19 protein-coding genes are annotated in these 19,657 nt (G+C 59.5%); 9 read left to right on the top strand and 10 right to left on the bottom strand.

Annotated elements, in window-relative coordinates:
- Positions 1-36: 36 nt before the first annotated feature.
- Both dnaG and ACYU8T_RS05855 read right to left on the bottom strand, forming a co-directional pair.
- Positions 37-1,914, bottom strand: coding sequence for a DNA primase (gene dnaG / locus ACYU8T_RS05860; RefSeq protein ID WP_461158806.1), 1,878 nt, complete (start codon positions 1,912-1,914; stop codon positions 37-39).
- A gap of 12 nt (positions 1,915-1,926) precedes the next feature.
- Complete coding sequence (locus tag ACYU8T_RS05855; protein WP_461158805.1) at positions 1,927-2,379, bottom strand: GatB/YqeY domain-containing protein; 453 nt, start codon at positions 2,377-2,379, stop codon at positions 1,927-1,929.
- 155 nt (positions 2,380-2,534) lie between these two features.
- Here ACYU8T_RS05855 and carA point away from each other — a divergent pair, with 155 nt between their 5' ends.
- The 5 genes from carA (at position 2,535) to ACYU8T_RS05830 (ending at position 8,683) form a co-directional block, all read left to right on the top strand.
- Entirely contained in the window at positions 2,535-3,698 is a 1,164-nt protein-coding gene (gene carA, locus ACYU8T_RS05850) for a glutamine-hydrolyzing carbamoyl-phosphate synthase small subunit (protein WP_461159758.1), read from the top strand.
- Positions 3,695-4,063 (top strand): ribonuclease E inhibitor RraB, encoded by a 369-nt coding sequence (locus tag ACYU8T_RS05845; RefSeq protein ID WP_247231019.1) that lies wholly within the window; start codon positions 3,695-3,697, stop codon positions 4,061-4,063. The genes carA and ACYU8T_RS05845 overlap by 4 nt, the downstream gene beginning before the upstream one ends.
- A 59-nt stretch (positions 4,064-4,122) precedes the next feature.
- Positions 4,123-7,458, top strand: coding sequence for a carbamoyl-phosphate synthase large subunit (carB, locus tag ACYU8T_RS05840; protein ID WP_461158804.1), 3,336 nt, complete (start codon positions 4,123-4,125; stop codon positions 7,456-7,458).
- An 80-nt stretch (positions 7,459-7,538) separates the two neighbouring features.
- Positions 7,539-8,015 (top strand): transcription elongation factor GreA, encoded by a 477-nt coding sequence (gene greA / locus ACYU8T_RS05835; protein ID WP_097091663.1) that lies wholly within the window; start codon positions 7,539-7,541, stop codon positions 8,013-8,015.
- Between the two features lie 26 nt (positions 8,016-8,041).
- Positions 8,042-8,683 (top strand): rhomboid family intramembrane serine protease, encoded by a 642-nt coding sequence (locus tag ACYU8T_RS05830; RefSeq protein WP_097091662.1) that lies wholly within the window; start codon positions 8,042-8,044, stop codon positions 8,681-8,683.
- Between the two features lie 4 nt (positions 8,684-8,687).
- Here ACYU8T_RS05830 and ACYU8T_RS05825 read toward each other — a convergent pair whose 3' ends face one another.
- The 5 genes from ACYU8T_RS05825 to ACYU8T_RS05805 form a co-directional block, all read right to left on the bottom strand.
- On the bottom strand, positions 8,688-8,909 hold the full coding sequence (locus ACYU8T_RS05825) for a DUF4170 domain-containing protein (protein WP_097091661.1): 222 nt from the start codon (positions 8,907-8,909) through the stop codon (positions 8,688-8,690).
- A gap of 102 nt (positions 8,910-9,011) precedes the next feature.
- Positions 9,012-9,599, bottom strand: a complete 588-nt coding sequence (locus tag ACYU8T_RS05820) for a hypothetical protein (RefSeq protein ID WP_247231022.1) — start codon at positions 9,597-9,599, stop codon at positions 9,012-9,014.
- Complete coding sequence (locus ACYU8T_RS05815; protein ID WP_461158803.1) at positions 9,592-9,915, bottom strand: hypothetical protein; 324 nt, start codon at positions 9,913-9,915, stop codon at positions 9,592-9,594. The genes ACYU8T_RS05820 and ACYU8T_RS05815 overlap by 8 nt, the downstream gene beginning before the upstream one ends.
- A complete protein-coding gene (locus ACYU8T_RS05810) occupies positions 9,912-10,292 on the bottom strand; it encodes a hypothetical protein (protein ID WP_461158802.1) in 381 nt (126 codons plus the stop codon). Before ACYU8T_RS05810 ends, ACYU8T_RS05815 begins: the two co-directional genes overlap by 4 nt.
- 53 nt (positions 10,293-10,345) lie before the next feature.
- Positions 10,346-10,936 (bottom strand): hypothetical protein, encoded by a 591-nt coding sequence (locus ACYU8T_RS05805; protein WP_461158801.1) that lies wholly within the window; start codon positions 10,934-10,936, stop codon positions 10,346-10,348.
- A gap of 207 nt (positions 10,937-11,143) precedes the next feature.
- Here ACYU8T_RS05805 and eno point away from each other — a divergent pair, with 207 nt between their 5' ends.
- From eno to ACYU8T_RS05785, 4 genes are all read left to right on the top strand, one after another.
- Complete coding sequence (gene eno / locus ACYU8T_RS05800) at positions 11,144-12,418, top strand: phosphopyruvate hydratase (RefSeq protein ID WP_461158800.1); 1,275 nt, start codon at positions 11,144-11,146, stop codon at positions 12,416-12,418.
- Between the two features lie 76 nt (positions 12,419-12,494).
- Positions 12,495-12,806 (top strand): FtsB family cell division protein, encoded by a 312-nt coding sequence (locus ACYU8T_RS05795; protein WP_097091656.1) that lies wholly within the window; start codon positions 12,495-12,497, stop codon positions 12,804-12,806.
- A gap of 110 nt (positions 12,807-12,916) precedes the next feature.
- Positions 12,917-13,990, top strand: a complete 1,074-nt coding sequence (gene pdhA / locus ACYU8T_RS05790; protein WP_461158799.1) for a pyruvate dehydrogenase (acetyl-transferring) E1 component subunit alpha — start codon at positions 12,917-12,919, stop codon at positions 13,988-13,990.
- Positions 13,990-15,375: a pyruvate dehydrogenase complex E1 component subunit beta gene (locus ACYU8T_RS05785; RefSeq protein WP_461158798.1), complete on the top strand. Its 1,386-nt coding sequence runs from the start codon at positions 13,990-13,992 to the stop codon at positions 15,373-15,375. The genes pdhA and ACYU8T_RS05785 overlap by 1 nt, the downstream gene beginning before the upstream one ends.
- 7 nt (positions 15,376-15,382) lie before the next feature.
- Here the strand turns inward: ACYU8T_RS05785 and ACYU8T_RS05780 are convergent, their stop codons facing one another.
- From ACYU8T_RS05780 to ACYU8T_RS05770, 3 genes are read right to left on the bottom strand one after another with little or no spacing between them, the layout of a single operon-like run.
- Complete coding sequence (locus tag ACYU8T_RS05780; RefSeq protein ID WP_461159757.1) at positions 15,383-16,102, bottom strand: TadE/TadG family type IV pilus assembly protein; 720 nt, start codon at positions 16,100-16,102, stop codon at positions 15,383-15,385.
- Positions 16,102-16,710 (bottom strand): TadE/TadG family type IV pilus assembly protein, encoded by a 609-nt coding sequence (locus ACYU8T_RS05775; protein ID WP_461158797.1) that lies wholly within the window; start codon positions 16,708-16,710, stop codon positions 16,102-16,104. Before ACYU8T_RS05775 ends, ACYU8T_RS05780 begins: the two co-directional genes overlap by 1 nt.
- 10 nt (positions 16,711-16,720) lie before the next feature.
- The gene (locus ACYU8T_RS05770; RefSeq protein ID WP_461158796.1) at positions 16,721-18,997 is read right to left on the bottom strand and encodes a Tad domain-containing protein; all 2,277 of its coding nucleotides are present in this window, start codon (positions 18,995-18,997) and stop codon (positions 16,721-16,723) included.
- Positions 18,998-19,657 lie beyond the last annotated feature (660 nt).

The following is a 19,657-nucleotide window of genomic DNA, read 5'->3' as shown; positions in this document are numbered from 1 at the left end:
CGCCTTAGCTCCATCGTCCCGCCCGGGGACGATCTATCAAACAATATCTTCGGACTGCGCCAGTTCCGCCAGGCGCTGGTCATGATCCATTTTCAACCGTTGGATCCGCTGCTGCTCGGCAAAGGTTTCCTCATTAAGGTCTTCCTTCGCCCGCCTCGTGGCTTCCGCCAGCGCCGTCTCCAACTCCGGTCCTTGCGCCATCACCCGAATAGCTTCCTCCAGGTCGCGCGAAACGCGACCGGGATCGGTCTTCATCCTGCTGGGGGTGAATGTGAACGTGTCGGCCCGGAGCATCCCCTTCGCCATATTATACACTTCACCTTGGCCCAATATGGTAAGGAGGCCCTCTGTTTCAACTGTTTCTTGCCGGAACGATGCGGCAATCATTGCGCGCATCAGTTCGCCCAGTGCCGAATCGCCGATATGGAGCGCGGAAAGCATCTCCCGGTGTAGCCCGATTTGCTCGGGGTGCCGCAGCAAACTCGCCAGAACCGCGCGCAGCAGCCGCTGCTCCATGCCGCTGACGCCGATAGCCCGCGCTTCGTTCCCGACCGGGGGCAGGGGAGGTTTCCAGTTCCCGCGCCGATCGCGCTGCCACCCTTGCCGCGAGCCTGTACCGCGCTGATGCCGAGGCCCGCCAGCCTGCGCCGCCCGCGCGAAGAACAGCGTGTCGTAACGCTCGCGGAATATCTGCACATAGTGCGCCCGCACGTCCGGATGCGCGATCGCGTCGGTGATTGCCCGCAGCCGTTGCTTCAGCGCCGCCCGCTGCTCCGGCGTATCAAGGGGCGCCGCCTTTTGCTCATAAGCCCATAGCCGCTCCACCAGCGGTTCCGCCGCATCCAGCACCCGCTCCATCGCGCCCGGTCCCTCCGCCCGGATCAGGTCGTCCGGGTCCTGCCCTGACGGCAGCGTAGCAAAGGCCAGGCTCATCCCCGGCCTCAACAGTGGCAAAGCCCGCGTCGCCGCCCGGATCGCCGCCTTCTGCCCCGCCGCATCGCCATCGAAGCACAGCAGCGGCACATCGACCATCTTCCACAGCCGCTCGATCTGATGCTCGGTGAGCGCCGTGCCCAGCGGCGCCACCGCCTCGCCAAAGCCCGCCTGCGCGAGCGCGATCACGTCCATATAGCCTTCGACCACGATCACCCGCCCGCTTTGGCGGCTCGCCGGAGAAGCGCGGTCAATATTGTAGAGCGTCCGCCCCTTGTCGAAGAGCGGCGTATCGGGAGAGTTCAGATATTTGGGTTCACCCGCACCCAAAATCCGCCCGCCAAAGGCAATCACCCGCCCGCGAATGTCCCGGATCGGCAACATCAGCCGCCCCCGGAACCGGTCGTAAGAGTCGCGCTCACCATCCGGATCGATCAGCAACCCCGCCTCGATCAGCATAGGCTCGCCAAACTCGTTCAGCGCGCCCTTCAGCTTCCCCTTCGAATCCGCCGAAAAGCCAAAACCAAAAGCCCGCCGCGTCGCCTCGCTAATCCCGCGCCGCTTCAGATACTCCCGGGCCTCGGCCCCTTCGATCCCGCCAAGCTGCTCCTCGAACAAAGCCTGCGCCGCTGCCATGACGTCATGCAGACCCTTGGCCTGCTCGGCCCGCTTCGCCGCGCGAGGGTCGGGCGCAGGCACATCCATGCCCGCCGCCGCTGCCAACTCCTTCACCGCCTCCATGAAGGGCAGGCCGCGCTGGTCCGTCATCCACCGGATCGCGTCCCCATGCGCCCCGCAGCCAAAGCAGTGGTAGAAGCCCTTCTCATCATTGATGGTGAAGCTCGGCGTCTTCTCATTATGAAAAGGACAGCACGCCTTATACTCGCGCCCAGCCTTCTGCACCTTCACCGTCCGCCCGATCAGCGTCGACAGCGAAGTCCGCATGCGCAGTTCGTCAAGGAAGGCAGGGGAGAGGCTCATAGCCTCTAAATGTCAGCTAAGCGCCGCCTTCACCAGCCCACTAGCCTTGCTCATGTCGATCACAGCGCCATGCCGCTCCTTCAGCACGGCCATGACCTTGCCCATGTCCTTGACGCTGGCCGCGCCCACTTCCGCCTTGATCCCCTCGATCGCGGCGCGCGTCTCATCCTCGCTCAACTGCTGCGGCAGGAAGCTCTCGATCACGCCCAGCTCGGCCTGCTCCTTCGCCGCCAGCTCATCACGCCCGCCATTCTTGAACATCTCGATCGATTCGCGCCGCTGCTTCACCATCTTCTGCAGCACCTCGACGACGACCGTATCGTCATCCGGCACGCTCGAAGCCGTCCGCAGCTCGATATCCCGATCCTTCAGCTTCGCCAGGATCAAACGCACAGCGGCCAGGCGTTCCTTGTCCCCCGCCTTCATGGCTTCGACCTGGGCGCTCTTAACCTGCTCGCGAATCATGGCGATACGAATCCTGTTCTGCTGGAAAACACCAGATATAACGCCAAAAGAGATTTTTTACAGTGGTTGACCGCGGGGCCTCACAAGCATAGGTGACCGGCCGTTTAACCCGCTGCAGACGGGTTCCCGCAAAAAGCATGAAGGACGCTAAGACCATGGCTGATGCCAAGACCCTCACCGTGCCCAAAGGAGCGACAGGGGTATTGGTTTTCGCCGATGGCAGCGCGGTGTTCGGCCGCGGCTTCGGCGCTGTCGGCGAAGCGGTGGGCGAACTCTGCTTCAACACCGCCATGACCGGCTATCAGGAAGTGATGACCGACCCCAGCTATGCCGGGCAGATCGTCACCTTCACCTTCCCGCATATCGGCAATGTCGGCACCAACCTGGATGATGTCGAAGCGGACAACCCCTTCGCATTGGGCTGCGTCGTGCGGCAGGACGTGACGGAGCCCAGCAACTTCCGTAACGTCGAACCCTTCGACCAGTGGATGCGCGAAAATGGCCGCATCGGCCTCTCCGGCGTAGATACCCGCGCGCTCACCCGCATGATCCGGCTGAAGGGCGCGCCCAACATCGTCATCGCTCATGACCCGGAAGGCAATTTCGACCTCGCCGCCCTTGCGGACAAGGCCGCCAGCTGGCCGGGCCTTGAAGGCATGGACCTCGCCATTGAAGTTACGGGCAAGGAAAGCCGCCTCTGGAAGGACGGCGTTTGGAAACTTGGGCCTGGCTACGGCAAGGACGAAGCCGCCGACGATCGCCCCCATGTCGTCGCCATCGACTATGGCGCGAAGAACAACATCTTCCGCAACCTGGTAAAGGCCGGCGCCCGCGTCACCGTTCTCCCCGCCACGGCCACTTATGAGCAGGTGATGGAGCACAAGCCCGACGGCGTGTTCCTCTCCAACGGCCCGGGCGATCCGGCCGCGACCGGCGAATATGCCGTGCCCGTTATCAAAAAGGTGTTGGAAGCCGACAAGCCGGTCTTCGGCATCTGCCTCGGCCACCAGATGCTGGCGCTCGCCGCCGGTGCCAAGACGGTCAAGATGCACCAGGGCCATCGTGGAGCGAACCACCCCGTCAAGCGCCTTGAGGATGGGCTGGTCGAGATCACCTCGATGAACCACGGCTTTGCAGTCGATAGCGACACGCTGCCCGCGAACGTCAAGCCGACCCATGTGTCGCTCTTCGACGGCAGCAATTGCGGCATCGAACTGACCGACAAGAAAGCTTTCTCGGTCCAGTATCACCCCGAAGCCTCACCCGGCCCGCAGGACAGCTTCTACCTGTTCCAGCGCTTCGTTGAGGGGCTTAAGTGAGCCAAAACCTGCCCCCGGTTGACGAAGCCCGCCTCGCGGCAGAGTGGGAGGCGGATAGGCAAGTCCTCGCCAATCTCGCCGCGAATGGCGACGTGGCGCGTTTGTCGCGTCCGGTCGATGTCAGCTTCAAGGGCAGCGAAAAGGATTTCGAGCGTGTTCTCACCATCGCCAGCCAGTTCGGCTTTGTCGAACTCGACCGCGAAGAGGATGAGGATGGCGACCTGTTCCTCTTCCTCGAATGCGAGCAGCCGGTCGATGAGCAGTCGATCCGCGCCCTGACCAAGAAATGCCTCCAGATCGAAATCCTCTGCGGCGTCGAATATGACGGCTGGGGTTGCGAGGCCCGGACCGGACAGGTTCATTGACCGCCATTTTGCCCATCGTGCGCGCCAGCGCTATCCACCGTTAAACCAGAGGCCGAATAATGCCCAAGCGCACCGACATCTCCTCCATCCTCATCATCGGCGCTGGCCCGATCATCATCGGCCAGGCTTGCGAGTTCGACTATTCGGGCACGCAGGCGGTGAAGGCGCTCAAGGAAGAGGGCTATCGCATTATCCTGGTGAATTCCAACCCGGCCACGATCATGACCGACCCGGAATTTGCCGACGCGACCTATGTCGAGCCGATCACGCCCGAAATCGTGGCGAAGATCATCGAAAAGGAACGTCCCGACGCGGTGCTGCCAACCATGGGCGGCCAGACGGCGCTCAACACGGCGCTTGCGTTGTTCAATGACGGCACGCTGGACAAGTTCGGCGTCAAGATGATCGGCGCCGACGCGCAGGCGATCGACAAGGCGGAGGATCGCCTGAAGTTCCGCGACGCGATGGACAAGATCGGTCTGGAATCCGCCCGCTCGCGCATCGCCCACACGATGGAAGAGGCGATGGAGGCGCTGGAATTCACTGGCCTGCCGTCCATCATCCGCCCCAGCTTCACGCTCGGCGGCACCGGCGGCGGCGTTGCCTATAACAAGGAAGAGTTCAAGCGGATCGTCGCCGAAGGTCTCGACGCGTCCCCCACAACCGAGGTGCTGATCGAGGAATCGCTGCTCGGTTGGAAAGAATATGAGATGGAGGTCGTGCGGGATCGCAACGACAACGCCATCATCATCTGCTCGATCGAAAATGTCGATCCGATGGGCGTCCACACCGGTGACTCCATCACCGTCGCGCCAGCGCTGACGCTGACTGACAAGGAATATCAGATCATGCGCAACGCGAGCATCGCGGTGCTGCGTGAAATCGGTGTGGAAACAGGTGGTTCCAACGTACAGTTCGCGGTCAATCCGAAGGACGGCCGCCTGATCGTCATCGAAATGAACCCGCGCGTCAGCCGCTCTTCGGCGCTCGCGTCGAAGGCGACCGGCTTCCCGATCGCCAAGGTCGCGGCAAAGCTCGCCGTCGGCTACACGCTTGACGAGATCGAGAATGACATTACCGGCGCGACCCCGGCGTCGTTCGAACCCACCATCGATTATGTCGTAACCAAGATCCCGCGCTTCGCCTTCGAAAAGTTTAAGGGCAGCGAACCGCTGCTCGGCACCGCCATGAAGTCGGTGGGTGAGGTGATGGCGATCGGCCGCAACATCCATGAATCGATGCAGAAGGCGCTGCGCGGCCTCGAAACCGGCCTCTGCGGCTTCGACGAGGTGGCGCATCTGGTAGGCGCGCCCAAGGACGACATCGTCGCCGCTCTCGCGCAGCCGACCCCTGACCGCCTGCTGGTCGCTGCCCAGGCCCTCCGCGAGGGGCTCAGCGTTGCTGAAATCCACAGCATCGCGAAGTTCGATCCCTGGTTCCTGGAGCGGATCAAGGAAATCATCGACGCAGAAGCGGAAGTGCTGGCAAACGGCCTGCCGCAGGATGCGGACGGCATGCGCCGCCTGAAGGCGATGGGCTTTTCCGACCAGCGTCTTGCTCATCTGGCGCTCAAGTCTGCCAATCTGCGCGGCATGGAACGCGGCATCGCGCGCGGCTCGGGCCTGATCCACGAAGCGGTCAAGGCGATGACCGGCGGCGTCACCGAAGCGGAAGTGCGGAGCCTCCGCCACAAGCTCGGCGTGCGTCCGGTCTTCAAGCGCATCGACACCTGCGCCGCCGAGTTCGAGGCGAAGACGCCCTACATGTACTCCACTTACGAAGCCCCGCTGTTCGGTGAGGCGGAGGATGAGGCGCAGCCCAGCGACCGTAAGAAGGTCGTAATCCTTGGCGGCGGTCCAAACCGGATCGGGCAGGGGATCGAGTTCGACTATTGCTGCGTCCACGCCTGCTTTGCGCTGGGGGATGCGGGCTATGAGACAATCATGGTCAACTGCAACCCGGAGACCGTCTCGACCGACTATGATACCTCCGACCGTCTCTATTTCGAGCCGCTGACGGCCGAGGACGTGCTCGAAATCATGAGCGTCGAGATGTCGAACGGCACCCTCGCGGGCGTTATCGTCCAGTTCGGCGGCCAGACCCCGCTCAAGCTGGCGCAGGCTCTGGAAGATGCGGGCGTTCCCATCCTCGGCACCTCGCCGGACGCCATTGACCTTGCCGAAGACCGCGAGCGTTTCGCTGCCCTCATCGACAAGCTCAAGCTGAAGCAGCCGGCCAACGGCATCGCCCGCAGCCGCGAGGAGGCGATCGCGGTCGCCAACCGCATCGGCTACCCCGTCCTGATGCGCCCGTCCTACGTCCTTGGCGGCCGCGCCATGGAGATCGTCGACGGCCAGGCCCAGCTTGAGGAATATATCGCCACCGCCGTTCAGGTATCGGGCGACTCCCCGGTGCTGATCGACCAATATCTGCGCGACGCGACCGAAGTGGACGTCGACGCGCTCTGCGACGGCGAAGATGTGGTGGTCGCGGGCGTCCTCCAGCATATCGAGGAAGCGGGCGTCCATTCCGGCGATTCCGCCTGTTCCTTGCCGCCCTACAGCCTTTCCAGCGATGTTATCGCTGAAATTGAGCGTCAAACCGACATTCTCGCGCGTGCTTTGTCCGTCCGCGGGCTCATGAACATACAATATGCCGTAAAGGACAACATTGTTTACCTAATTGAGGTAAACCCCCGCGCCAGCCGCACCGTCCCCTTCGTCGCCAAGGCAATCGGCACCCCCATCGCCAAGATCGCCAGCCGAGTCATGGCCGGAGAGAAGCTCAAGGCCCTCCCGAAAATCGACCGCAATTCTATAAATCATATTGCAGTTAAGGAAGCCGTCTTCCCCTTCGCCCGTTTCCCCGGCGTTGATCCGGTCCTCTCGCCTGAAATGAAGAGCACCGGCGAAGTCATGGGCATCGACAGCAATTTCGCGACCGCCTTCGCCAAGGCCCAGCTCGGCGCGGGCACCGTTCTCCCAAAGAGCGGCACGGCTTTCGTGTCGGTGAAGGACAGCGACAAACCCGTCATCCTGCCTGCCGTGCAGAAGCTCTCAAACCTGGGCTTCACCATCGTCGCTACCGGCGGCACGGCGCGCTATCTGGAAGAGCAGGGCATCGCCGTTCAGCCGGTCAACAAGGTGGCGGAGGGCCGTCCACATATCGTCGACAAAATCACCGATGGCGACATCGACCTGATCTTCAACACGACCGAAGGCTGGCAGTCCCTGAAGGACAGCAAGGCGATCCGCACCAGCGCTCTCCGCGCCAAGGTAGCAAGCTTCACCACGGCCGCAGCAAGCCTCGCGGCAGCGGATGCGATCGAGGCGCTTCGGGGCCATGCCCTTGAAGTGCGATCGCTCCAGTCCTATTATCCCATGTCGCAAGCCTGATCCCCTGCACAAGGAAGCACGCTGCGGGTGGCTCCGAGTTGGAGCCGCCAAAGGGAAGTTTTGACGAAGGATTTGCAAGAATGGCGACCGTCGAGAAGATGCCGATGCTGCAGATGGGCTACGACAAGCTCAATGAGCAGCTCCGCGAACTGAAGGCCGAACGGCCTTTGATCGTGGACGCCATCGAGGAAGCTCGCGCGCATGGCGATTTGTCCGAAAACGCCGAATATCACGCGGCGAAGGAGCGGCAGGGTCAGGTCGAAGCGACGATCGCGGACCTCGAGGACAAGCTTTCGCGTGCCCAGATCATCGATCCCAAGACACTGTCAGGGGACAAGGTCGTGTTCGGTGCCACCGTGACGCTGCTTGATGAGGATGACAAGCCGGTCAAATATCAGATCGTCGGCCAGGCCGAGGCAGACGCGAAGCTTGGCATGATCAGCTATAACAGCCCGCTTGGCCGCGCGCTCATCAGCCGCCAGGTCGGCGAAGAGGTTGAAGTGTCGGTTCCCTCGGGCGACAAATTCTACCTCATCGACAAGATCGAATTCATCTAAAGCCAGTGAAGCTGCCATCTGGCCGTATGACTGATGGGATCGCGGCGATAACGTTCGCCGCGTTTCTGTTGCTGCTGTTCACAGGTCAGGTAGACACGGCCGCCATCCTTGGGGGATTCATTCCCGCTCGCATCGGTGATCCTCAGCTTCTTGCAGGCGCGGATGCGGTGCCCGCTTGGCTGACGCCACTCAGTTGCACTCTGATACATGCCGGTTGGCTGCACATCGGTTTCAATTTGCTGATGCTGGTCTTTTGCGGGCGGCAGGTTGAGCAGGTGTTGCAAAAGAGAGCGGTTCTGATCCTCTATGTTGCAGGAGCCTATGGCGCGGCTTTGCTGCAATGGGTCTTCGGTCCTGCTTCTCCCAACCCTATGGTGGGGGCGAGCGGCGCTATATCGGCAATTCTCGCAACCTATGCGCTGCTCTACGGCCAGCGCGCTGTTCGGCGCATCGGTCCATTTTCCGCCAATTTCCTGCGCATTATGTGGCTCGCTGCAGGCTGGATCATTCTCCAGCTGATGATTGGCCTAGCGTCCGCGCGTGGCGGACTGGGCGATCTGGGACAGATCGCGATCGCCGCTCATATCGGGGGGTTCCTCGCAGGCCTCGTTCTGACGCGGCCCTTGCTCCTCTGGCGATTTCGCAAGGGCCCCAAGCCTCTGGTTTGAACGCTCAGGCCTGCGGCAGTTCCGGTTCGAGCAGCCGGTGCAGATGAACGATCACATAACGCATCTCTGCGTCATCCACCGTGCGCTGCGCGGCGCCACGCCATGCATTTTCAGCCGATGCATAATCCGGGAAGACTCCAACTACGTCGATCGAGCCTAAATCTTCAAATTCCAGCGTCTGAGGATCTTTGACGCGCCCGCCCATAACGAGGTGGAGTTTGCTCATGATGTTTCGTATCTCCCAAGGAAGGAGCGGCACTTTAGCAACGGCGCCACTCCTGTCCAAGGCTTCGTCACATAGGTCGGCGTGCTTTCTAGGGCCAGGCAATTACCGTTTCGGCAAGCGCGCCTTCAATGCGTCGCTGACCGCATCGATCTTGCTGGTAACCAGCGCCACGAAGTCATCGGCCACCCGAGATGCCGTGCCGCTGATGTCGGCTGAAGCAGCCGCATCGCGAGCCGATGCGGCGGTCTTGCTCGCGCTGTCTTGCGCGCTGTGAAGCGCTTCGCTCGCACTCGATTTGATGTTCTCCGCACCTTGTGCAGCTGCTGCGCTCGCAGCAAGAGCTGCTTCCACGACACGGCTTCCCGCCGTAACAGCAAGGCCCGGAAGCGCCTTCATGACCGTGCGGCTCTTCGGGAACATCCATGCGACGATTGCCCCGGCGGCTACCGCGCCAGCGACCGCCGCAACAGGATGTTCCTGAACGATCTCATTTGCACGAGCCGCGACGCGTTGAGTCCGGTCGCGCACGTCGCTGTAGGCGTCACCAGCGCGATCACGGCCGGTCTGGATCAACTCCGCAGCATTGTCTCTCGCTTTTCCTGTTGTGTCCCGAAACTTGTCAGTTGCCGTTCCGGCAATGTCGTTCGCTGCGTCGCGCACGCGCGCGATCTGAGCTTGAATGTCAGCCATCGTCAGTCTCCGCTCTCTCCGGGTTACGATTAGTAATCCGAACGTATGTCCGTTTGAAAAGTGCCGAAATGGGGCGGCGGAAGAGGTAAATCAGAATAGCAGTGGCAGTCGCTCCAACTGCAACCGGCTGCTGCTTCACCTTGTCGGTGACATAAGAGCGTCCATTGTGGATGCCGCTTACAGCCTTCTCCTTGATATCCCGCTTCAGCCGGCGAGGTTTCACGCGTTCCTTCGCCGCTGAAACGCTGGCCAGGAACCGCGCCTTTTTCTGCTCGGCTCTCGCGGTAGCCAGGCGATATTGTTCAGTTCCATTCATGGCTTGATGGCCCTCCGCATGCGCGAAATCCGGGCTTTGGCAAGCAGCAGCAGCAGGAGCGTCAAGAGCAAGGTCGATCCCAGCACTACCACTGCCGCCCAGCCGGGGCCAAGACGGGGGCTCAACATCAGAACCATCCCCACCAGAAAGGCGATCAGCCCTGCAAAGCTGATCATGAAACCGGCTACCGCAAAGATCATGGCGTCGCGGATGCCAGCCCCCGCGATGCCCGCCCGCAGCTTTTGCCGCTCGATTTCCGCATCGGCATAAGCGCGGCCGTCGGCGTATAATTTGGTGAAAGCCGCGCGGACGCTGTCCTGCTGCTGCTCATATTCGGCGTCGGGAGGCGCGGCTACCAGGCTTGGTTCTTCAGTCAAAAGCCCCTCCGCCCCAGCGTTGGGGCTCTGGCGTGATTGTCGATATGCTATGCTCAAGCCTTGTCGTCAGACCCTTTGGCGAGCCGCATCAGCACAAAGCCGACGACTGCCGCCGCGCCGATCGCAACCGCAGGGCTCTTGCGCACGAAATCCTTGGCTTCGGCCATCAGCTGGTCGACGTCCTTGCTATCCAGCGTGTCGGCCGCCCCAGCCACCGCTTCGGCCGCCTGTCGGGCATAGTCGCCATATTGGGGGCCAAGCTTGGCATCGACGGTCCCGGCAGTGTCCGTGATCAGCTTCGCCAGGCTTTGCATAGCCGTGCCGGTCTTGTCCTTGGCAACGCCAGCTGCCGAGAGCGCAGTCTTCGTGGCCTGGTCTTTCAACGGGTCGATATGCGTTTTCCAATCGACGCTGTTAAGTTTGTCGGCTGCTGTGCGCGCGGCCTTTTCCGCCTGCTCCTTCAGCGGTGCGATCTGCGCGGCCCAGCCATGGGACGCAGCGCCATTTCCCGGCTTCGTGGCCGCCGTTTTGATCGGCGCGGTCGGTGTCACTTCACGGGTCGCGACCGGTGCGCCCTTGGCCGGCTCAGCAGGTGCGGCCTTCTTCATACGCTTGGTGGGCGGGGTTTCCGGGGTGTCGGCCATCGTCCTAGTCTCCTCAGATATTATGGGTCGCGTTGCGGGCGATCGGATATGCGTCCTCAATGCTCGCGGCGGCACACAGTTCCGTTGCCGTTACTAATTTGAGCATCGGCATTTTTCGAGTCCATGCAAGCCCCGCATTGCCAAGGTGGAAGGCGCTGGCTAAGCGGAGCGCGATTTCAGGCGCATTGCAGCATTCAGGGAGCGACCATGACCGCCATTCTCGATATCCACGCTCGTCAGATACTCGACAGCCGGGGCAATCCCACGGTCGAAGTCGATGTCATGCTGGAAGATGGCAGCTTCGGGCGCGCGGCGGTCCCCTCTGGCGCTTCGACGGGCGCCTATGAAGCGGTGGAAAAACGCGACGGCGACCAAAGCAAATATCTCGGCAAGGGCGTGCTGGCAGCGGTGGCTGCGGTCAATGACGAGATTGCCGAGCAGCTGATCGGCCTCGATGCGGAAGACCAGGCGGAAGTCGACGCAGCCATGATCGCGCTCGACGGCACTGAAAATAAGGGCCGCTTGGGCGCGAACGCGATCCTGGGCGTCAGCCTTGCGACGGCCAAGGCTGCTGCGGACGCTCGGGGCCTGCCCCTCTACCGCTATGTCGGCGGCGTATCGGCTCATGTCCTGCCGGTGCCCATGATGAATATTATCAACGGCGGCGAGCATGCCGACAATCCGATCGACTTCCAGGAATTCATGATCATGCCAGTCGGCGCGGAAAGCATCGCCGACGCGGTTCGCATCGGCGCGGAAATCTTCCACACGCTGAAGAAGGGGCTTCACGACAAAGGCCTTGCCACGTCGGTAGGCGACGAAGGTGGCTTTGCTCCCAACATCGCCTCGACGCGTGACGCGCTCGATTTCATCATGCTGTCGGTCGAGAAGGCGGGTTACAAGCCGGGTGATGACGTTGTCCTTGCCCTAGACTGCGCTGCGACGGAGTTCTTCAAGAACGGCAGATATGAAATTTCCGGCGAAGGCTTGTCGCTGAGCCCCGTCGAAATGGCGGATTATCTGGCCGCACTCTGTGCCGACTATCCGATCAAGTCGATCGAAGATGGCATGAGCGAGGATGATTTCGAAGGGTGGAAGGCGCTGACCGACCAGATAGGCGGCAAGGTTCAGCTGGTCGGTGACGACCTCTTCGTGACCAATCCCAAGCGCCTGGAAATGGGTATTGGCAAGGGTCTTGCGAACTCGCTTCTGGTGAAGGTGAACCAGATCGGTTCGCTTACCGAAACCTTGGCTGCGGTCGATATGGCGCATCGGGCGCGCTATACCGCTGTCATGTCACACCGCTCCGGCGAAACCGAGGATGCCACGATCGCCGACCTCGCTGTTGCCACCAACTGTGGTCAGATCAAGACGGGATCGCTCGCCCGGTCGGACCGGCTCGCCAAATATAATCAGCTGATCCGCATCGAAGAGGAACTGGGCGACGTCGCAGTTTACGCCGGGCGCTCCATCTTTCGCTGACCTTTATTTCAACTACCGGCCGCAAGTTAACGAGTTTTTTCTTGCGGCCGGCTCCGGCCTGTGATTCAACTGTTCCATGGCGCACATCGCGAAGCTCCGCATGTTGTTATTTTCGGCGTTCGGGCCTGCTATCGCTGTCCTGCTGCTGCTTTTCTTTGCCGGATATGTCGTGCTTGGTTCAAACGGTGTTCTTGCCTGGGGCGATTACTCCCGGCAGCTTCATCGCGCCCAAGGCGAACTTCGATCTGTCGAGGCGCAGCGGCATGAGCTTCGCAACCGCGTCGACCTGCTCAACCCGCGCCGTGTAGATCCTGATCTTAGCGATGAATTGATCCGTCGGCAGCTCGGCGTGATCCACCATGACGAAGTGATCGTGCCGCTCAACTGAGTCGCGCCGCTTCAGGGCGTTATTAGGCGGGCTGCGGCGTTGCAATCCGGGCATGTCTGTCGCTATATCGGGCTTCCTTCCATCCATCACCAGGCAAAAGGATAAGAGCCTTGGCGAAACCAACGACGCCGCGTCCTTCGCGCGCAAAGGCAAAGGCGCAAAGCCCTGCCAGCGCGGATCACAACCGGCCTCGCCCCGAAACTCCTTCGGATTACAAGGCCACGAAGGGAGAGTTGCTGGAATTCTATCGGCAGATGGTCCTCATCCGCCGTTTCGAGGAAAAGGCAGGCCAACTCTATGGTCTCGGCCTGATTGGCGGTTTTTGCCACCTCTATATCGGTCAGGAAGCTGTCGCGGTGGGCATCCAATCCGCGCTTCAGCCTGGCAAAGACAGCGTTATCACCGGCTATCGCGATCATGGCCATATGCTCGCCTATGGGATTGATCCCAATGTCATCATGGCTGAATTGACGGGTCGGGAAGCTGGCATTTCCCGGGGCAAGGGCGGTTCGATGCACATGTTCAGCGTCGAACATAAATTCTTTGGCGGCCACGGCATCGTCGGCGCTCAGGTTTCGCTCGGCGCAGGCCTTGGCTTTGCGCATAAATATAATGGAGATGGCGGCGTCTGCGTCGCCTATTTCGGCGACGGCGCCGCCAACCAGGGCCAAGTCTACGAAAGCTTCAACATGGCCGAGCTATGGAAGCTGCCGATCATCTTCGTGATCGAGAACAACCAGTACGCCATGGGCACGAGCGTCAATCGCTCTTCGGCCGAAGATCAGCTCTATCGTCGCGGTGAGAGTTTCCGCATTCCGGGCATTCAGGTCAACGGCATGGATGTGCTGGCGGTCCGCGGCGCCACGGAGGAAGCGCTTAAGTGGGTGCAGGGCGGCAATGGCCCGATCCTGCTCGAGATGAAAACCTATCGCTATCGCGGCCATTCCATGTCCGATCCTGCCAAGTACCGCTCGCGCGAGGAAGTGCAGGCGATGCGTGACAAATCGGACCCGATCGAGGGCGTGAAGAAATATCTGGCCGACGCCGGTGTGAGTGAAGACGAACTCAAGAAGATCGATCAGGACATTCGGAAGGTCGTGAGCGAGGCGGCGGACTTCGCTGAAACCTCGCCCGAGCCGGACATGGCCGAACTCTATACCGACGTGCTGGTGGAGCAATATTGATGGGTATCGAAATCAAGATGCCGGCACTGTCCCCCACCATGGAGGAAGGCACGCTGGCCAAGTGGCTCGTCAAGGAAGGCGACGAAGTCCGTTCCGGCGACATTCTTGCCGAGATTGAAACGGACAAGGCGACGATGGAATTTGAAGCGGTCGATGAAGGAAAGATCGGCGCGATCGTCATTCCTGAAGGGACGGAAGGCGTGAAGGTAGGCACCGTCATCGCGACGATGGCCGGCGAGGGTGGCGATAGTGTCACAGCGGCACCCAGGGCAGAAGAAAGCGCCCCTCCGGCAAAACCGGAAGTGGCTCCCGAAGCCCCGAAAAAGGCTGAGAGCGGAACTTCCAAGCTCGCGTCGGAAGCGAAGGCCAGTGTTGCTGATCCCGACCTTCCCGAAGGCACGGAATATGTGAAGACGACTGTTCGCGAAGCGCTCCGCGATGCCATGGCCGAAGAAATGCGCCGCGATGACCGCGTGTTCGTCATGGGTGAGGAAGTCGCCGAATATCAGGGGGCATATAAAGTCACTCAGGGCCTTCTCGAGGAATTCGGCGACAGGCGCGTCATCGATACGCCGATCACGGAATATGGCTTTGCAGGCGTCGGCACCGGCGCGGCCATGGGCGGCCTGCGCCCCGTGATCGAGTTCATGACGTTCAACTTCGCCATGCAGGCCATCGACCACATCATCAACTCGGCGGCGAAGACCAATTACATGTCCGGTGGCCAGATGCGCTGTCCGATCGTGTTTCGCGGTCCCAACGGCGCCGCCAGCCGCGTGGCGGCCCAGCATAGTCAGAATTACGGTCCCTGGTACGCGTCGGTTCCGGGCCTGATCGTGATCGCCCCTTATGACGCTGCGGACGCCAAGGGATTGCTGAAGGCGGCGATCCGCTCGGAGGACCCGGTAGTTTTCCTCGAAAACGAGTTGGTCTACGGGCGCAGCTTCGATGTGCCCAAGGTAGACGACTATGTCCTCCCCATAGGCAAGGCCCGCATCATGCGCGAAGGCAAGGATGTGACGCTGGTCAGCTATTCGATCGGCGTCGGTGTGGCGCTCGAAGCAGCCGAGCAACTTGCCGGGGAGGGCATCGAAGCGGAGGTCATCGACCTGCGCACCCTCCGGCCGCTCGACACGGCGACTGTGCTCGAAAGCTTGAAAAAGACAAATCGCCTCGTGGTGGTCGAAGAAGGCTGGCCGGTCTGCTCAATCGCGTCAGAAATTGCTGCGGTCGTGATGGAGCAGGGCTTCGACGACCTCGATGCTCCAGTGCTGCGCGTCACCAACGAAGACGTACCGCTCCCCTATGCCGCCAATCTGGAAAAGGCGGCGCTGATTGATGCCGCGCGCGTCGTTACTACGGTTAAGAAAGTGTGTTATCGGTGAGGCTCTCTCAACACGTGGATGGTGTCACCATCTCGTTGTTGTACAGCTGAGACATGTCACGGTCGTCGCGAACCATCATCGCGGCCACCGTGTTCATGTCACCATAATTCATCGCGCCAAACATGCCGGGACGCAGGACCGGAAATAGCGGTTCATAGCGATAATGAATTTCGACGAAAATCACTGCTGAGCCGGGCGGTGCGTAAACCTGACGTCCAGTGGGGCCCATGCCAGTAAGATTGTCGTCTCCTTGACGGCCGTATCGCGGCGAATAGTCAATCGCTCGGCCATAGCAGCGCTGCCAATGGATGTAATTCCTATCCGGGTGTGACGTGTCCGGATCAGGCTCCAGACTGGAAATCACGATGCGTGCCTTGTTCTTCGTCACGAACGATCCGCTCGCCTGCTTTTCCGAATAGCTTCCGCTGATATTCAGATTTCCGCCTTGGGCCAGTGCCCCTTGCAGCAAGTCATTTACTTGAGCTTCGGACACCTTTTTTGCTGCCATCGGGTCGCCTTCACCAATCCGGGATGCGTTGTCTGCCACTTGCAGTGCAAGAGCCGACAGGCGCATGGAAGTGATGGAGTAGTTTGCTAGCTCAGCTCCGCCAGTGATCAGAATGAGCAAGACAGGCGTCGCATAGGCGAATTCCACCAGCGCCAGCCCGGTGCGGTCGCGGCAAAGCCGTGCAAGAACCCGCATGACTTTCCATATTCCTTCCTGCATCACGCGCAGTCCTTCGGGTCCAGAGAGCCGGAAAGGTTTTCCTGATCACCATAAGGCTGATTTGCCAACACTGTGGTGGCGTTCAACTTTACGTTTTCTGAAAGGCCAATCAGGGTAGCTACTGGAAATAGGCGAGGGTAGGTTACAGTTACAGAGTAAACCACCACGTCCTTTGCTCCGCCCTGACCCCCGGCACCGCCTTTTGAATCATAGACATTGTTGAAATTTCGGTCGATCCAAACCTCTCCCGGACTGCAAACGCCGTCGCCATTCGCATCTTCAGGCTGCGCCGCCTGCGCCTTGGCGAAGTTGCTATAGTAAGTTCGGTCAATGTCGATGTCGCTATCGGCCAGGCTGTTATTGATGTTCCGCACAGCGTTACGCACCCGCATATCTACCGTGTTCTGCTGAGTGACTGCCGAAGCAGACGCAAGCGTTAGATCGCGCCCTGCTTTCTGAACTGTCCCTTGAAGGACCGCTTGCATGTAAAGGGTGTGACCAAGATCAAATCCACCCATGAGGAGTACAAGGAAGGTTGACGCCACTAAGCCAAATTCGACTGCAGCTACGCCTTCTTGATCGCGGTGTAAGCGTTTCAGCATCATCATGAGCATAGCCCTATTGGGTCAACCGAAGGTTTGATATGCGATCCGCGATCTCTCGGAACTTCGCTATCAATGACAGCGTGTTCTTTGCCTCGAAAAAGTAAGTTGCGCTTGTTGCACAATTGGTTAGTCGCGTTTTTGTTGCAGTATCCGATGTGCCATAATAAATCACCCATAACGTGATATTTTTGTTTTTGATTGCGGTGCAAAGGGCGTTTGAGCGAGCATTATTGTTCGCCACAAGTTTAGCTTCATACTGAGATTCAGTAAGGCCGGTAGGATCAACCTGTCGCCGGTCCCACCACTCGAGGCCGTAACTCGCGTAATTATTTTGCTCATTCGCTGTTGCGCCATCGGTCATAAAGATCATGTGTCGCTGGATTTGTGCACCGCCGGGGGTTGTTTCATTCTCACTTCTAAAAATTCCCGTTGGGGACATCAAACGTGCTCCCCAAAGCAAGCCGATATCATGGTAAGTGTTGTTATGCGGTGCGAGCGTGCCAACATAATTGCTGAAATCGGACGCCGACTGGTTACCGTTCCGGCCGTCGTAGCTTAAGAGTTTACGCGATGCCGCGACACATGTATTGTTACCAAGGTTGGTGCTTAGCGAGCCTGAGGTAAATGGAGTTGCTGACACCCAAGCGGTCGTGAAGTTACCGCCCCATGTAGTTCCGGTTAGTGTTTCTTTTCGGCCCCACACAATGTTGTGAAGGATGGGCTTCCACCGGGTATCATCGTCCCATGTGGACGGAACGAGGTCGATATTCATGTCAATAGCATCTGCCGGGGACGACGGATAATTCAGCCAGTCGTCAGCCGGATTGCCATCCACATTTTTGAATGTCTTACGCTCTTCAATGCAACCGTCCCATCGCGCAGTTACAGTAGCAGGAATTTTTATCTTGGCCGCCGTGCTGGAGCCAGACAGCTTGACATTTGCAGTGCTTACTTCGCCGACGTCTAGCGCGACCGTCTTGGGCCAGCTTGTCGCTGTCTTTAACCCGGAAATATCAAATTCACGTGGCTTGTATGTCCAGCTGATGATTTGGTTGTAAGGAGTCCAAATAATTGAACGTCTTGTTGTACCAGTTCGTGCTTGGGTCCACTTCGGTTCATAGTCACTATTTAGGAAACTTGACTTCTCCAGCCAGCAGCCAAAGTTGGAACCGTTCTTAAAATATCTGTACCGAAAACCGGTTTTTACTGTGGCCGTTCTTGTCGAAGAAGCGTTAAGATCCTGTGAGGATGCTGGATACACTGCTGGATCATTTGTCGTTGCGGTGTAGTTGGTCGTGCTCCAGCTACCATAGGTTTCTTGGACCCCGATGATCTGATCGTAGCTGCCAAAGATGTTCAGCGCCGAACAAGCTGTGCTATTGCCTGCCTGCAGATTTTGTTTTGTAAAGGTGGAGCCATCTGCCATGGTGACCGTCGAACCTGTCACCACCTCCCAAGCGCTGCTGTAGAAAGCAGGATTGGAATAGCCATCTGGTGTGTAAGAAATGGTGCTCCAATTGAATGCGTCTGCCGCACTCGTCGCCCAAGTCTGCACGACTTGAGTGGTCGCCTCGCGAGATTGATAAGTCCAGCGGTCAACGAAATAATCATCAGGCAAAAGCCGGCCGACATTCACCATATTGTCGTAGTTAACAAAGCCAAATCGCAACTGCACTTGGGATGAAAGGTCTCCGGTTGGGTCGCTGGTTGCGCCACACTGTTCCGCACTTACATCTGTGATATTCTCGCGCGCGAGAGCTTCGTAAAAGCAGCGGATCGCCAGCTGGAGACCGGCCATCTTCTTCAATCCAGTTATATCGTCAGGGATCGGATAATCCATTGACCCCGAATTATCGAGCACGAACATAACGTCCGTATTCGGGATGCGCATTTGGCCTTCGCATGAGACATTTACAGTCTTCGTAGGGATACCGAAAATTCGCATAAGTGTCATGGGCACATCCGCTGAAGCGGATCCAGTCACCGTCCCATCGGCTTCCGTGAAGGTGCGCGTGCGGTTTTCCGAGCCAAAGAAGTTCGAAGCAAAGTTTAGATCGAATGTGCTGATCGCTGTGGTGTTCGGGCGCCCATTATTGTCGGTCCATCTCCCCGACCCCATGACACGCCGGCCAGCGAGAGCTCCAGCATCGCACGCTGCCTGCAGCCGGGATTTGACTGTGTAAAGCCGCGCGGCATCTAGCGAGCCGCCGACCAATCCCATCATCGGAATGACTGCCGCAGCGGTCATTGCCAGGATGTTGCCATTCTGGTCATGTGCCAACCGGGACATGAAGCCCGAGTAATCGCTTGAACCCACGCCCATATTTCACCCAAATTAATGCTGGCTACCATTGACGGAACAAACCAGCGTGTTTCATGCACTCACATTGGTTGCCGCTGTTACGAGATGTCTGGTTAAAATGGCTCTAACTGATGATCTATTTCGTTCGTGTGCCAGCCGGCTCTCGTCATCAGACGCGACATGATTGAGCTATCTCCCTTGTCCACGTTGCTCGCGACGCAGGCTGGAGGCGAGTTGGCACGGCATAAGTTGCTGTGGGCTTTCGACACGCGTCTAGCTCAGATTGCTCGCACGACTAGGGAGCCGCTGATCGGTCAAATGCGCTTGGCTTGGTGGCACGAGGCTATCTCCGATCCTCACGCGACCAAGGGGCAGGGCGAGCCCATTCTCGACGCATTGCGAAGTTCCGATGCTGTTGGGTCTCCTGGGCTGCTAGATATGCTGGATGGGTGGGAGGTGCTGATTGTAGAGCAGGCGCTGGATCGGCAAAGCCTTGGCGACTATGCGACGGGTAGAGGCGGCGGCTTGTTCCACGCTCTTGCAGGGGACGCGGAGGTCCCGAATTGGTTGATCGATGCCGGGGCCGTGTGGGCGTTGTGGGATCTGGCAGGGCATGTCACTGACCCAGGACTAGCGACCCAAGCGCTC

The sequence above is a fragment of the Sphingobium sp. TomMM35A genome (genome assembly GCF_054771735.1).
The sequence above is the reverse complement of the archived record's forward strand: the minus strand, read 5'-3'. Positions and strand labels throughout refer to the sequence as shown.

What these genes read in the sequence shown, in the direction of transcription:
- dnaG (WP_461158806.1), bottom strand. Translation starts at nt 1,914, where the DNA reads ATGAGCCTCTCCCCTGCCTTCCTTGACGAACTGCGCATGCGGACTTCG.
- ACYU8T_RS05855 (WP_461158805.1), bottom strand. Translation starts at nt 2,379, where the DNA reads ATGATTCGCGAGCAGGTTAAGAGCGCCCAGGTCGAAGCCATGAAGGCG.
- carA (WP_461159758.1), top strand. Translation starts at nt 2,535, where the DNA reads ATGGCTGATGCCAAGACCCTCACCGTGCCCAAAGGAGCGACAGGGGTA.
- carB (WP_461158804.1), top strand. Translation starts at nt 4,123, where the DNA reads ATGCCCAAGCGCACCGACATCTCCTCCATCCTCATCATCGGCGCTGGC.
- greA (WP_097091663.1), top strand. Translation starts at nt 7,539, where the DNA reads ATGGCGACCGTCGAGAAGATGCCGATGCTGCAGATGGGCTACGACAAG.
- ACYU8T_RS05830 (WP_097091662.1), top strand. Translation starts at nt 8,042, where the DNA reads ATGACTGATGGGATCGCGGCGATAACGTTCGCCGCGTTTCTGTTGCTG.
- ACYU8T_RS05825 (WP_097091661.1), bottom strand. Translation starts at nt 8,909, where the DNA reads ATGAGCAAACTCCACCTCGTTATGGGCGGGCGCGTCAAAGATCCTCAG.
- ACYU8T_RS05820 (WP_247231022.1), bottom strand. Translation starts at nt 9,599, where the DNA reads ATGGCTGACATTCAAGCTCAGATCGCGCGCGTGCGCGACGCAGCGAAC.
- ACYU8T_RS05815 (WP_461158803.1), bottom strand. Translation starts at nt 9,915, where the DNA reads ATGAATGGAACTGAACAATATCGCCTGGCTACCGCGAGAGCCGAGCAG.
- ACYU8T_RS05805 (WP_461158801.1), bottom strand. Translation starts at nt 10,936, where the DNA reads ATGGCCGACACCCCGGAAACCCCGCCCACCAAGCGTATGAAGAAGGCC.
- eno (WP_461158800.1), top strand. Translation starts at nt 11,144, where the DNA reads ATGACCGCCATTCTCGATATCCACGCTCGTCAGATACTCGACAGCCGG.
- ACYU8T_RS05795 (WP_097091656.1), top strand. Translation starts at nt 12,495, where the DNA reads ATGGCGCACATCGCGAAGCTCCGCATGTTGTTATTTTCGGCGTTCGGG.
- ACYU8T_RS05785 (WP_461158798.1), top strand. Translation starts at nt 13,990, where the DNA reads ATGGGTATCGAAATCAAGATGCCGGCACTGTCCCCCACCATGGAGGAA.
- ACYU8T_RS05780 (WP_461159757.1), bottom strand. Translation starts at nt 16,102, where the DNA reads ATGCAGGAAGGAATATGGAAAGTCATGCGGGTTCTTGCACGGCTTTGC.
- ACYU8T_RS05775 (WP_461158797.1), bottom strand. Translation starts at nt 16,710, where the DNA reads ATGATGATGCTGAAACGCTTACACCGCGATCAAGAAGGCGTAGCTGCA.
- ACYU8T_RS05770 (WP_461158796.1), bottom strand. Translation starts at nt 18,997, where the DNA reads ATGTCCCGGTTGGCACATGACCAGAATGGCAACATCCTGGCAATGACC.